This is a genomic window from Saccharopolyspora mangrovi (assembly GCF_035320975.1).
Taxonomy (GTDB): Bacteria; Actinomycetota; Actinomycetes; order Mycobacteriales; family Pseudonocardiaceae; genus Saccharopolyspora; species Saccharopolyspora mangrovi.
The window spans coordinates 104443-116927 of sequence record NZ_JAWLNX010000002.1 but is presented as its reverse complement, the minus strand read 5'-3'; the positions used below and the strand labels follow the sequence as shown (position 1 = coordinate 116927).

The window sequence follows — 12485 nt, the reverse complement described above, 5'->3', positions numbered from 1 at the left end:
TGGACCCCGTCGTGCCAGCAGTTCGCCAGCACGGTGGCCCGGACCGGCCAACCGCTACGCCGGGTCGGAGCCGGACACGGTCTGATCGATGACCTTGCGGCCGAGCCCGGGGGCCACGGTCTGGGCCGTGCTGCGCAGCTGGGCGGCGATGTCGTCGAGGCGGTCCTCGGTGAGCCGGATCGTGGGGCCCTGGACCGCGATCGCGGCCACGGCGGTTCCGTCGCGCAGCACCGGCACGGCGATGGCGCGGACTCCGGGGTTGCGCTCCTCGTCGTTGAGGGCCCAGCCGCGTTCCCGCACCAGCTCGAGCTCGGCCTTGAGCTTGTTGCGCTGGGTGATCGAGCGGTCGGTGACGCGCGGGAGGCTGCCCAGGCCGTTGACCTGGTCCTCGATCTCGCCGACGTGGGCGAGCAGGCACTTTCCCATCGCCGACACGTGCAGCGGCACCGTAGTGCCGGCGGGCTGGTCGAACCGCAGTGGTTGCGGTGACGGCACGTGCAGCGCGACGTGGACGTCATCTCCGGTGCGGATGCCCAGGTTGATGGATTCGCCGGTGGCTGCGGACAGCTCGCGGAGCATCGGCAGCACCTGGTCGTAGCCGAGGCGCTGGGCGGCCTTCTCACCGAGGACGACCAGGGTCGGGCCGAGCTGGTAGCGCTCGGTGATCGGGTCCTGGGCCAGGAGCCCGCTGTCGGTCAGCGTCCTCGCCAGGCGGTGGGCCGTGCTGAGGGTGAGCTCGGTTTGCCGGGCCAGTTCGGTGACGCCGAGGGGCTCTTCGCTGTCTTCCAGGGCGCGCAGCACGGTCAGGGCGCGCTCGACGGCCTGCGCACCGGTTCTGCTCGGGCTCGACATCGACTCGCTCACGCCTGGCATGGTCCCACACGCGTCTGGGCGAGGCCTCGCAGTCCTGCCCGAGTCGGTCGCCCCGGCAGCAGGCCACCGGCCGCCCCAGAGGGCGCCTCTCCCGGATTGCGGGATGCGTTGCCACGATGTGCGAGACGCCCATAGGTTCCGCGCTGTGCTCAAGGAGTTGGAGAAGCCCCGGCAGGTGCTCAGCGGTGTTCGCGGGTCGCCGCAGGCGTGGAAAGCGTTGAGCGGGCCGCTGCTCGGTCTGGGCGCGGTGGTGCTGCTGGTCCTGCTGTGGCAGCTCGTGGCCGTGCTGCGGATCTGGCCCGAGCAGATCGTGCCCGCGCCCGCGCAGGTGTGGGCGCAGCTGCTGTCCACCAGCGACCCGGCGAACGGGCAGGACGGCTACGCCGGCCACACCCTGCTCGAGCGGCTGGCGGTGAGCCTGCGACGGCTCGCCTACGGCGTCGGCTACGGCGTGCTGATCGGCGTCGTGCTCGGCCTGGTGATGGGCCTGACGCCTGCGGTGCGCGTGGTGCTGGAGCCGCTGGTCACCTTCGTGCGGGCGCTGCCGCCGCTGGCGTACCTGAGCCTGCTGGTCATCTGGTTCGGCATCGACGAGGAGCCCAAGGTCTACCTGCTGATGGTGGCGGCCTGCCCACCGGTGGCCGTCGCCACGGCTGCGGCGGTCGCCGGGGTCAGCAGGCAGTACGTGGAGGCGGCCCAAGCGCTCGGCGCGAACCGCTGGCAGGTGTACGCCTCGGTCTTCCTGCCGGCCTCGGTGCCCGAGATCCTCACCGGGATCCGGATCGCCGTCGGCATCGCCTACGGATCGGTCGTGGCTGCCGAAACCGTCAACGGTGCGGACGGAATCGGCGGCATGGTGCTCAACGCCCAGCGCTACAACCAAACGGCCGTGGTGATCCTCGGCCTGTTCGTTATCGGCATCACGGGGCTGATCATCGACCTGCTCATCGTCGCGGCACGCCAGTCGCTGTCGCCGTGGCGCAGCCGGACCTGACCGCCTCGTCGTCCTTCCTGAGAGGAAATACCGTTGTCCCTGAACTTTTCCCGCAGAACGATGAGGCGGCGCGACGTCCTGGGTCTGTTCGGCGTCGCCGCGGCCGCTCCCGTCCTCGCCGCCTGCGGAGTCGGTGGCGAGTCGGCCGAGGAGAAGGCCAAGACCATCCGGATCGCCTACCAGAACTTCGCCGACAGCACGCTGCTGGTCAAGGATCAGCGCACGCTGGAGAACCAGTTCCCGGACTTCAAGTTCGAGTGGACCGCGTTCGACTCGGGCGCGAGCATCAACACCGCCTTCCTCAGCGGTGCGCTGGACCTGGCGGTGATCGGGAGCAGCCCGGTGGCGCAGGCGATCAGCCCGCCGCTGGCCGTGCCGTACCAGGTGATCGAACTGCTCAACGTCATCGGCACCAGCGAGGCGTTGGTCGTGCGCCCGGATCGCGGCATCGGTTCGATCCGGGACCTGCCCGGCCGCAAGATCGCGGCACCGTTCAGCTCCACCGCGCACTACAGCCTGCTGGCCAGCCTGCAGCGCAACGGGGTCGATCCCGGTGCGCTCACGCTCGTGGACCTGGAGCCGCAGAACATCCTGGCGGCGTGGGAACGCGGGGACATCGACGGCGCCTACGTGTGGACGCCGACGCTGACCAGCCTGCAGAAGACCGGGACCACGCTCGTCGACAGCGCGCAGCTGGCGGCTTCCGGCACGCCGACGCTGACCTTCGCCGTGGCGGGACGGGATTTCCTCGCGCGGCAACCGCAGGTCGCCTCGGCCTGGTTGAAGGCGACCAACGCGGCGATCAAGCAGATCAGCACCGATCCGGCGGTGGTCGCGCAGGCCGTGAGCAAGCAGATCGGCAGCAGCGTCGACGACGCGCTCGCGCAGCTCAAGCAGAACATCTACCTCGACCTGGCCGCGCAGCGCAGCCCGGAGTACTTCGGCACCCCGCGAGCCCCGGGAGCGCTGGCCGAGCGGCTGCGCGACACCGCGGAATTCCTGCTGCGGCAGAAGAAGATCGACGCGGTGCCCGACCTGAGCGCGTTCCAGAACGCCCTCCGCATCCCGGAGCCCGCCGATGCCGCCTGAACAACCACTCGTCGAGATCAACGAAGCGGTGCGCAGCTACGGGCGCGGCGCGGGCGCCATCACCGCGCTGGGGTCGCTGGACCTGCGCCTGCACCGAGGCGAGTTCGTCGTGATCGTCGGCCCGTCGGGTTCCGGCAAGAGCACGTTGTTGCGGCTCGTCTCCGGTTTCGAGCACACCACCAGCGGCACCGTGGCGCTCGACGGCCGACCGCCGGTGCCGGGGCGAGATGTGGGCGTGGTGTTCCAGCAACCGCGCCTGTTCCCGTGGCGCACGGTGAACGGCAACCTCGACGCGGCGCTGCGCTGGGCGGGAGTGCGCAGGCAGGACCGCCCCGCCCGGCGCGCGGAGCTGCTGGAGCGGGTCGGCCTGGCTGAGGTCGGTGACCGCCACGTCTGGGAGATCTCCGGTGGCCAGCAGCAGCGTGTCGCCATCGCGCGGGCACTGGCCGGGCGACCGAGCCTGCTGCTGCTCGACGAGCCCTTCGCCGCCCTGGACGCCCTGACCAGGGAACGGCTCCAGGAAGACCTCCGCTCGCTGACCGACGGAGCCGAGCAGGGCGCGGTGTTCGTCACCCACAGCGTGGACGAGGCGGTGTTCCTGGCCACCAGGGTCATCGTGCTCAGCGACCGTCCCGGCCAAGTCACCCTGGACCTGCCGGTGCCGTTGCCGCGCACCGGATGCTCCGCCGACGAGCTGCGCGGCTCCGCCGAATTCGCGCGGCTGCGCGGCGAAGTGTCCACAGCCGTCCGCGACACCCTGAACATCCCTGTGTGACAACCGCTCGCGATCCAGGTTCGGGGGCTCGATCTATACCCCCGCGGAGAGCTGTCGGTGCGCGGTTCGGACTTCCGCGAGCGGTGGGCCGACAGCAACTGGCCAACCGGCGCATCGGCACGGCGCGATGAAGTGGGCCACGCGAGCGAACATCCACATCGACCGGGCGGCGTGCGCCTGGTTGATCCGGCGCGCTGTCGATGCCGAAGCGCAGTTCGTGTTCGTCGCCGACCCGGCCGAGTTGCCCGAGGATGCGACGCCGTTCGACATGCGCGGGGTTGAACTGTCGCACCACCAGGGCGATTGCAGCTTCGAGACCATCCTGCGCCGTTACGAGATCAGCGATCCAGTGCTGTGGCGCATCGCCGAGATCATCCACGAAGCCGACATCGACGACGAGCGCTACGACGCTCCCGAAGCGCCTGGGTTCGACGTGGCGCTGCGGGCTTTGTCGATGGTCTGCGACGACGAAGAGGTGCTGGTCCACACCGGCCCGATCTTCGACGGGCTCTACGAGTACTTCCGCCGCGCGACCCTTCTCGGTCGCGAACCCGCCTGATCAAGTCGCGCCGCCCCACTGGAGGAATGACCGTCGATGACGCACGATTCGGCCCGTGGCCGCAACGCGCACCCCGATGCGACCGAGGAAGCGCCGCAGCCCGACACCGACCTGGTGCCGTTCCGGCAGGCGGTGCGCACGTGGTTCGGGATCTCGTTGCAGACCTTCGGTGGTCCTGCTGGGCAGATCGCGGTGATGCAGCGGACCTTGGTGGAGCAGAAGCGCTGGATCGGTCAGCGGCGGTTCCTGCACGCGCTGAACTACTGCATGTTGTTGCCTGGGCCGGAGGCTCAGCAGCTGGCGATCTACATCGGATGGTTGCTCAACGGTCTGCGCGGTGGCCTGGTCGCCGGGGTCCTGTTCGTGCTTCCCGGTGTGGTCGCGTTGCTCGGGTTGTCGGCGATCTACGTGGCCTTCGGTGACACGACCGCGGTCACCGCGATCTTCGCCGGTCTGGCGCCGGCGGTGGTGGCCATCGTCGCCCAGGCCGTGGTCCGGGTGGGACGGCGAGCGCTGGGCCATCCCGCGCTCGTCGCGCTGGCCGGCGGAGCGTTCGTGGCCATCGCCGTGCTCGGCATCGCCTTCCCGATCGTCATCGCCGTCGCCGGCCTGATCGGCTGGCTCTTGGCCCGGTTCGCTCCGCACATCATGAACCGCGCCGAGAGCAACGGCGCCGATGACGGTGCGGCACCGTTGATGTCCGACGACGCCCTGCACCACGAGACCCCTTCGCTGCGCCGCGGGCTGCAGATCCTGGCTGTCGGCCTGATTGCCTGGGCGCTGCCGGTCGCAGCGGTCGCCCTGTTCACCGGTGCGGGCAGCGTGTTCACCACGCAAGGGGTGTTCTTCTCCGGCACGGCCCTGGTCACCTTCGGTGGCGCCTACGCCGTGCTGGCCTTCGTCGCGCAGCGCGCCGTGGAGGTCTACGGCTGGCTGTCGGCGTCGGACATGGTGCGGGGCCTGGCGTTGGCCGAGACGACGCCGGGACCGCTGATCATGGTGGTGCAGTTCGTCGCCTTCCTCGGCGCCTACAACAACCCGGGGACGCTCAACCCGTGGGTCGCCGCCGTGCTGGGCGCGCTGCTGACGACGTGGGTGACGTTCGTGCCGTGCTTCCTGTTCATCCTGCTGGGCGCCCCGCACGTCGAACGCCTCCGCCACAACCACGCGCTGTCGGCTGCGCTGACCGGCATCACCGCTGCTGTGGTCGGTGTGATCGCCAACCTCGCCCTGTACTTCGCAGGCCACACCCTGTTCGCCGGTACGCATCTCCAGCGAGTCGGGCCCCTGGCGCTGAACCTGCCCGATCTGGCCAGCGTGCGACCCGTCGCAGCCGCCATCACCGCGATCGCTCTCGTGCTCGTGTTCGCCCTGCGCTGGCCGATGCTGCGGGTGTTGGGGATCTGCGCCGGACTCGGCGCCGCAGCAGCCCTCGTCGGGCTACCGGTGTCCTGATCGGTTGAGGCTCACCCGCGTTGGTTCCGCCTGGATCGGGGTGCGTTGTGGAGCACGCACTCGGTGCAATACCCGGCGTTGGCGCGCCACAGCTGGCAGCAAGTCCGGCGCCGGGAGTGCAGACCCCGTGGTGTGGCGCTGAGGTCGAGCAGGTCCTCGCGTCCGGTGGCGCCGCGCAGCTCGACGGCGGTGTCGAAGACGTTCCCGCCGGCTCCGTCGATGGCCATGCGCCGGAGCACTTCACCGATCAAGCCGACCGCGTTTCCCCAGTACTGGTCGCTGCCGGGTGGCGGGCCGTCCAGGGAGGCCAGCCCTTCGGTGAGGGGTGAGAGGAATTCGGAAACGGTGGCCCACCAGGCGTGTTGAGTGCTCCGGGAATCGAGGGCGAGTCCTAGCAACATTCCCCGATCGTCGAGCGCGGCGTGTGCGGTGGTCAGCGAGGGGATGGGCAGACCCAGGTGGTGTTCGGGAACCGTCGCGCACAACGCGAGCCAGGACGCGCGGAAGGCGACGAGAACGGTTGCCGCCCGGTGGTGGTGAAAACCGCCCAGCCGCTGCCATTCCCGCACGTTGCAGGACAGCAGGCCCGAAAGCGGACGGCAGAACTCCGGCCACGGCACGAGTTTCGCAGGCTGCTCGGGTGCCCGAGCGAGCGATCGGGTGCAGCGGGCGAGCAGGCGAGCGGTCGAATCGTCCACGAGGCCATTGCACCTGAACGCCGGCGTGCGCGAGCCGCGCGGTGACGTTCGTCGCTGGATCGGCTGTTGTGCCCGCCCCGATCTCCCTCTACCGTTCCGGATGCCGCAGTGCACGGGAAGCCGGTGGAAATCCGGCGTGGTCCTCGCCACTGTGACCGGGAAGCGACCCCGACAACGCCACTGGACGCCGGCAGGTGACTGGGAAGGCCAGGGGAAGCGTCGATCCGGAAGCCAGGAGACCGGCTGCGGCACGCACCGAGTTCCACGAGAGATGGAAAGAGGATTCGACATGACCGCTCCTGCGCTGTCCGCTGCCGCACCGCGGATCCACGTTCCGGCCTGGGCTTGGGCGCTCGCCGCGTTCGCCCTGGTGGGCTTGTACGTCGTGTTGCAGGACAACGGCCTCCTGCTCGCGCAGGCCGCCGATGTCGTGCACGAGTTCACCCACGACGGCAGGCACGCCCTCGGCGTTCCGTGCCACTGAGCGGGGGTGTGATGAGCTCGCCGTTCAACGCGGTCCTCCGGCGCGGTCTGCTCGCGGGTGCGTTCGCCGGTCTGACCGCAGCGCTGATGTCAATGCTGCTGGTGCAAGCCCCGCTCCAGGCATCGCTGGGGATCGAGGAAGCGCGCTCGCACGCCTCGGGCGAGCACGCGCACGAGGAGATGTTCTCCCGGCCTGTCCAGGTGGTCGGCGGCATGGTCGCCGCCGTGCTGGTGGGCGTGGCCATCGGTGTGATCTTCGCGGTGGTGTTCGCCAGCGTCCGGCATCGGATGACCGCGCGCACCGACTTCGGGCGCAGCCTGCAGCTGACCGCGGTGGGATTCTTCGCGGTGTCGCTGCTGCCCGCGGTGAAGTACCCGGCGAACCCGCCCGGTGTCGGTGAGACCGAGTCGGTGTCGGGCCGCACGCTGGCGTACTTCTCGTTCATCGCCGCAGGGATCGTGATCGTGCTCGCAGCCCATCACCTGCGCGGCTACTTGGCCGCGCGCGGGTGGAGTCCGAGCTCGTCGGTCACCGCCACCGCGGCAGCGACGGTAGTCCTCACCGGCGTTGCGCTGTGGGCCTGGCCTGCCAACCCCGATCCGATACCGGCCGACGTTCCCGCCGCGTTGTTGTGGCAGTTCCGGCTCGCGTCACTCGCGGAACTCGCCGGCATGTGGGCGGCGCTCGGCTTCTCCTTCGGCCTGCTCAACGAACCCAACCGCACCGAAGCACCGACGGAGGCGTTGGCGACCTAGCACCGACGTCACGAGACGGATGCTGAGGGAAGCAGAGCGGTGGTTCGCGCAGGCGCCATCGACCACGTGGGATCGCCGCGGCAGAGGGATGCGGTGGGAAGGTTGCGGTGGAGCTGACGCTGGTCGGGCAGGCCGTGGGCATGTTCGCGGTGACCAACATCGATGACGTCGTGATCCTGGCGCTGTTCTTCGGCCAAGCCGCTGGTCACCCTGCGGGTGCTGTGCGGGTGGTGGCCGGGCAGTATCTGGGCTTCGGCGCGATTCTGGCCGCGGCGGTCGTCGGTGCGCTCGGCGCCGGTCTGCTGCCCGAGGCGGCTCTCCCGTACCTCGGGTTGCTTCCGCTGCTGTTGGGTATCCGCGCCGGGTGGTCGGTGTGGCGCGAGCACCAGAACGGGGATGAGGGAGAGATCCCGAGCGCGGGCGAGGGCCCGAAGATGTGGGCGGTCGCCGCGGTGACGTTGGCCAACGGCGGAGACAACATCGGGGTCTACGTCCCGGTTTTCGCCACCGTCGGCTCAGGCGGGCTGGCCGTGTTCGCGGTCGTGTTCCTGCTTCTGGTAGCCGTGTGGTGTGCCGCAGGACGGTACTTCGCCACCCGTCCCGTGATCGCTCGCTCCCTGTCGCGCTGGGGTCACATCGTGCTGCCCGTGGTCCTGATCGGCATCGGCCTGGTGATCCTGATCGAAGATGGAGCGTTCGGGCTGTGAGACGTGGGGGCCGGTTATGCCACAACCAGTCCTCGCTGCTGATGCCCGGCGACCATTCCCCACGGCCATACGTTCGGCAGAAGTGCCCCGGAGGAAACCTTCGGGGCACTTCGACTCGTCCCGCGCGCGTCGTTTCTTGAACTGCTTGAACGATTGAGTCCCCGGGGGCTCGTGCTAGCTTTCTTGCGCGTATTCGCAGGCGAACGTGGCGTCGTTCGGTTTGACGCCCAGGATCTGGAGATCGCGTGGGCATTGCATGGATGCGTAGTACCAGTCCTGCGCGGCGTTTTCGCACACTCCTGTGACCTTCGGGCCGATTTCGTAGTTCCGGTCCCGCAGAACTTCCAAGCATTGATACGTGGTGGCCTGCGCCGGCGCGGAAACCAGCAGTGGGAGGCCAATGGCTGCGGTCACGACGCTGGCGCCGACGGTCGCTGCTCGGAATATGTTTCTCATCAACGTGATCCCCTCAGCGTGTCTTCCGGTATGCCGCGCCTGAAGGCGCGGCACGACCAAGCTAAGGGCACGGCTACGACCGGCGAATCCGCAGATCGCATACATCGCACGATTCTTTCGTAGCGTGCACGCAATACTTTGGTTGCGTCGACTTGTCTTGAAACTGGTCGGGAGTCGGATGCTGCGCAGAGTTCGTGCCCCACACGTGATTTCGTGTGAGGCACGAACTGCGCAGGGGGTCAGGTCAGTGAGGCTGTGAGGGAGATCGTCGTGCCTGCGAGGGCTTGGCTGACCGGGCAGTTGGCCTTGGCGTCCTCGGCTGCTTTGGTGAAGGCCTCCGCGTCAATGCCGGGTACCTCGGCCTGGACCGTGAGGTGGATGCCGGTGATGCCCGCGCCCGGTTTGAAGGTGACCTCTGCTTTGGTGTTGAGCCTGGTGGGTGGCGTGCCGGCTTGGGTGAGGCCGTTGGACAGCGCCATCGAGTAGCAGCTGGAGTGGGCGGCGGCGATGAGCTCCTCGGGGCTGGTCTTGCCGTTGGGCTCCTCGGCGCGGGACGGCCAGGACACCGGGTACTGCCCGATCTGGGAGGAGTCCAGGGACACCGTGCCAGTGCCCTCCAGCAGGGTGCCTTCCCAGGTGGTGTGTGCGGTGCGCGTGGTGCTCATTGCGGTCCTTCCTGGTCGACCGGGTGGGTTGCTGTGACCGTCCCCCAGGATCCGGCCAAACCCGACGGCTCGCACGTCGCCCTTCCCGTTCATCCGGCGTCGAGGTCGGTGGGGCGTTGGGAGCGGGGGAGGGTTTCGAGGACGAGGCGGTAGGAGTCGGTCACGAGTTCGTCGACCAGCTCGTCGGTGATGGCATCTCCCGGCCCGAGGGTGATCCAGTGCTTCTTGTTCATGTGGTAGCCGGGGGTGATCTCCACGTGGGCCTCGCGGAGGCCCACCGCGTCGTCGGGGTCGGCCTTGACGATGACGACGGGTTGGCCTGCTACCGCTCGTGCGTCGCGTGCGCGGGGGTGCTGGGGAACTGTGGTCATCAGCATGAACCACTTCGTGCGCACCCGGGCGGCCTGCCACCCCTCTTCGAAGGTGTAGAGGTCGGTGCCCGGCAGGTTCTGGGCGCACTTCCGGGCCGCTTCCTGCAAGGCCTCGCCGTCCATCGCCGCGCTCCTCCTCGACACCGGCACAGCCCCAGCTCCGGGCTGGAGTCAGCTGCCACGTTAACGCGACTGGACGGGACTCCACTGGAGCAGGGGCTGAGCGGGTCGTCACCTCCGGAGGTGGGTGCCTGAGGACGCTGCCGTCCGGCCTAGTCGGACAGGAACGTCAGCAGTTCGGAGTTGATCGTCTCGGCGTGCGTGGTGGGCATGCCGTGCGGGAGGTCGTGGTAGGTCTTCAACGTCGCGTGCTGCAGCAGTTTCGCCGACAAGGGCCCCGCGTTCTGGTACGGGACGATCTGGTCGTCTTCGCTGTGCATCACCAGGACCGGCACGGTGATCTTGTTGAGGTCGTCGGTGAAGTCGGTTTGTGAGAACGCGACGACGCCGTCGTAGTGAGCCTTGGCGCCGCCCATCATCCCCTGGCGCCACCAGTTCTGGATGAGGGCTTCTCGCGGTTCCACACCGGGCCGGTTGAATCCGTAGAAGGGGCCTGCGGGAATGTCGCGGTAGTACTGCGAGCGATTGGCGGCCAGATCTGCCTGGAACCCGTCGAAGACCTCCTGGGGAAGGCCCTCCGGATTGGCACCGGTTTTGACCATCAAGGGCGGGACCGCGTTGATGAGGGCGGCCTTGGACACCCGCGCCTCGCCGTGCCTGGCCAGGTAGCGGACCACTTCGCCGCCGCCGGTCGAGTGACCGATGTGAATGGCGTCGGTGAGATCGAGGTGAGCGGTCAGCGCAGCGAGGTCGTCGGCGTAGTGGTCCATGTCGTGACCATCGCCCGGCTGGCTGGAGCGCCCGTGCCCGCGGCGATCGTGGGCGATCACCCGGTAGCCGCGCTGCACGAAGAACAACATCTGGGCGTCCCAGTCATCGGCCGACAGCGGCCAGCCATGGCTGAACACGATCGGCGTGCCCGAACCCCAGTCCTTGTAGTAGATCTCCGTGCCGTCAGCGGTGGTGATGGTGCTCATGTGGTTCCTTCCTCGGATTTCAGTCAACGCCGCCAACGCTCCCCATCGTCTGACGTGCTGCCCAAGGGATTAAGTCACCACAGCCTGCTCTCGAACGGGTGAAACACCAGGGGAACCCTGGCCCGCCGTGGCTGCGGCGGGCCAGGGCCAGATGCCTCAGGCCGCGGCCGGTTCCGCGGCCGCCGGGGTGGAGTCCGGGTCGTGCTTGCGCACGGCGACCAAGGCGAGCGCGCAGAGCGCGACGACGGCGGCGGCGCCGATGTAGAGCTGGGTCGCCGAGGCGCCGGCGTCCTTGAGCAGCCCCGCGATGGTCGGGGACAGGATCGCGCCGATCCGGCCCATGCCGAGCGCCCAGCCCATGCCGACGCTGCGGAGGTGGGAGGGGTACAGCGGCGGGCCGACGGTGTAGGCGCCGGCGATGCAGCCGTTGATCAGCGCGCCGACGAGGACGCCGATGCCGAACCCGAGCCACAGGATCGAGGTGCTCAGGATGAACACGACCATCATCGCGGCCGACAGCAGCGAGAACCCGATCAGCACGACCCGCGGCGGGCGGAGCCGGGCGGCCAGGCCGTAGAGCACGGAGCCGACGGTGCCGCCGATCGAGATCGCCATCCCGGCGGTGACCGCAGCGGTCTTCGAGAGCCCTTCCTCGGCGAGGAGGGTGGGGGTCCAGCTGTTGACGAAGTAGAAGCCGAACATGATCGTGATGAAGATGATCCAGAGCAGGACGGTGGGGGCGAGCAGCTGCTTGAGCCAGCCCGAACCGGCCTGCCCGGCGTCCTTCCGGGCGGAACTGGCCTGGTCGAGGTCGGGGGTGCTGATGGGGTCCATCCCCATGCGCGCCAGGGTCCGGTTGATGCGCTCCAGGGCACCGCTGGGACGGCGCTGCTCGAGGAACGCGACGGACTCGGGCAGCAGCACGGCGATGACGATGAGGGCGAGCAGCGTTCCGAAACCGCCGGCGTAGAAGACGATCCGCCAGTCACCGCCCACCGTGGACTTCGCGACGACGCTCGCGAGGGTCGCGCCGATGCCGTACCCGGCGGTGTAGATGCCGATGGCGAGCCCGCGGTTCTTGGTGTTGGAGAACTCGCTGGCGATCACGTTGGTGCTGGCCAGGATGCCGCCCACGCCGATGCCGGTCACGAGCCGGAACAGGCCCATCACCAGCACCGAGGGGGCCATCGCGGCGCCGAACATGCCGATCGTGCCCAGCACGAGGCTGATCAGGATCAGCGGGCGGCGCCCGATCAGGTCGGCGAAGGGTGCCAGCAGCATCGATCCCAGCGCCATGCCGATCAGGCCGACCGAGACCAGCAGTCCGAACTGGGAACCGTTGAGGCCGAACTCCTCGGTGACCGAGGGGCCGGTGAACGCGACTGCCATGACGTCGAACCCGTCGAGGCAGTTCATGAAGGTGCAGAGCGCGACGATCAGCCATTGGTAGCCGGACATGGGCGCCGCGCCGATGCGTGCCGTGAGGGTCATGGAAGTGTCCAGGGGT

The 12485-nt window shown here is 68.9% G+C and carries 15 protein-coding genes and 1 riboswitch; of the genes, 8 read left to right on the top strand and 7 right to left on the bottom strand.

Annotation, left to right across the window (positions count from 1 at the left end):
• Positions 1-54: 54 nt before the first annotated feature.
• On the bottom strand, positions 55-864 hold the full coding sequence (locus R4I43_RS03165; RefSeq protein WP_324263971.1) for an IclR family transcriptional regulator: 810 nt from the start codon (positions 862-864) through the stop codon (positions 55-57).
• 154 nt (positions 865-1018) lie between these two features.
• On the opposite strand from R4I43_RS03165, the gene R4I43_RS03160 reads away from it, so the two are divergent.
• From R4I43_RS03160 to chrA, 5 genes are all read left to right on the top strand, one after another.
• Positions 1019-1867, top strand: a complete 849-nt coding sequence (locus tag R4I43_RS03160; protein WP_324263970.1) for an ABC transporter permease — start codon at positions 1019-1021, stop codon at positions 1865-1867.
• Positions 1868-1927: 60 nt separating this feature from the next.
• Positions 1928-2956, top strand: coding sequence for a taurine ABC transporter substrate-binding protein (locus R4I43_RS03155; protein ID WP_324263969.1), 1029 nt, complete (start codon positions 1928-1930; stop codon positions 2954-2956).
• Positions 2946-3731 (top strand): ABC transporter ATP-binding protein, encoded by a 786-nt coding sequence (locus R4I43_RS03150; protein ID WP_324263968.1) that lies wholly within the window; start codon positions 2946-2948, stop codon positions 3729-3731. Before R4I43_RS03155 ends, R4I43_RS03150 begins: the two co-directional genes overlap by 11 nt.
• A gap of 127 nt (positions 3732-3858) precedes the next feature.
• Positions 3859-4290 carry a chromate resistance protein ChrB domain-containing protein gene (locus R4I43_RS03145; RefSeq protein ID WP_324263967.1) on the top strand — a complete coding sequence of 144 codons (432 nt, stop codon included), beginning with the start codon at positions 3859-3861 and terminating at the stop codon, positions 4288-4290.
• Between the two features lie 36 nt (positions 4291-4326).
• A complete protein-coding gene (chrA, locus tag R4I43_RS03140; RefSeq protein WP_324263966.1) occupies positions 4327-5745 on the top strand; it encodes a chromate efflux transporter in 1419 nt (472 codons plus the stop codon).
• 11 nt (positions 5746-5756) lie between these two features.
• Here chrA and R4I43_RS03135 read toward each other — a convergent pair whose 3' ends face one another.
• On the bottom strand, positions 5757-6443 hold the full coding sequence (locus R4I43_RS03135) for a hypothetical protein (protein ID WP_324263965.1): 687 nt from the start codon (positions 6441-6443) through the stop codon (positions 5757-5759).
• An 89-nt stretch (positions 6444-6532) separates the two neighbouring features.
• Positions 6533-6705: riboswitch (cobalamin riboswitch) on the top strand.
• Between the two features lie 27 nt (positions 6706-6732).
• Here R4I43_RS03135 and R4I43_RS03130 point away from each other — a divergent pair.
• The 3 genes from R4I43_RS03130 to R4I43_RS03120 all read left to right on the top strand — a co-directional run bounded on the left by R4I43_RS03130 (position 6733) and on the right by R4I43_RS03120 (position 8389).
• Positions 6733-6927: a CbtB domain-containing protein gene (locus tag R4I43_RS03130; protein ID WP_324263964.1), complete on the top strand. Its 195-nt coding sequence runs from the start codon at positions 6733-6735 to the stop codon at positions 6925-6927.
• An 11-nt stretch (positions 6928-6938) separates the two neighbouring features.
• Positions 6939-7682 (top strand): CbtA family protein, encoded by a 744-nt coding sequence (locus R4I43_RS03125; RefSeq protein ID WP_324263963.1) that lies wholly within the window; start codon positions 6939-6941, stop codon positions 7680-7682.
• A gap of 107 nt (positions 7683-7789) precedes the next feature.
• Positions 7790-8389 carry a cadmium resistance transporter gene (locus R4I43_RS03120; RefSeq protein WP_324263962.1) on the top strand — a complete coding sequence of 200 codons (600 nt, stop codon included), beginning with the start codon at positions 7790-7792 and terminating at the stop codon, positions 8387-8389.
• Positions 8390-8563: 174 nt separating this feature from the next.
• Here R4I43_RS03120 and R4I43_RS03115 read toward each other — a convergent pair whose 3' ends face one another.
• The 5 genes from R4I43_RS03115 to R4I43_RS03095 form a co-directional block, all read right to left on the bottom strand.
• Complete coding sequence (locus R4I43_RS03115; protein ID WP_324263961.1) at positions 8564-8950, bottom strand: hypothetical protein; 387 nt, start codon at positions 8948-8950, stop codon at positions 8564-8566.
• Between the two features lie 134 nt (positions 8951-9084).
• Complete coding sequence (locus R4I43_RS03110) at positions 9085-9510, bottom strand: OsmC family protein (protein WP_324263960.1); 426 nt, start codon at positions 9508-9510, stop codon at positions 9085-9087.
• A gap of 89 nt (positions 9511-9599) precedes the next feature.
• Positions 9600-10004, bottom strand: a complete 405-nt coding sequence (locus R4I43_RS03105; RefSeq protein ID WP_324263959.1) for an MmcQ/YjbR family DNA-binding protein — start codon at positions 10002-10004, stop codon at positions 9600-9602.
• Positions 10005-10153: 149 nt separating this feature from the next.
• Positions 10154-10978, bottom strand: coding sequence for an alpha/beta fold hydrolase (locus R4I43_RS03100; RefSeq protein WP_324263958.1), 825 nt, complete (start codon positions 10976-10978; stop codon positions 10154-10156).
• A gap of 156 nt (positions 10979-11134) precedes the next feature.
• Positions 11135-12469, bottom strand: coding sequence for an MFS transporter (locus R4I43_RS03095; protein ID WP_324263957.1), 1335 nt, complete (start codon positions 12467-12469; stop codon positions 11135-11137).
• Positions 12470-12485: the final 16 nt, after the last annotated feature.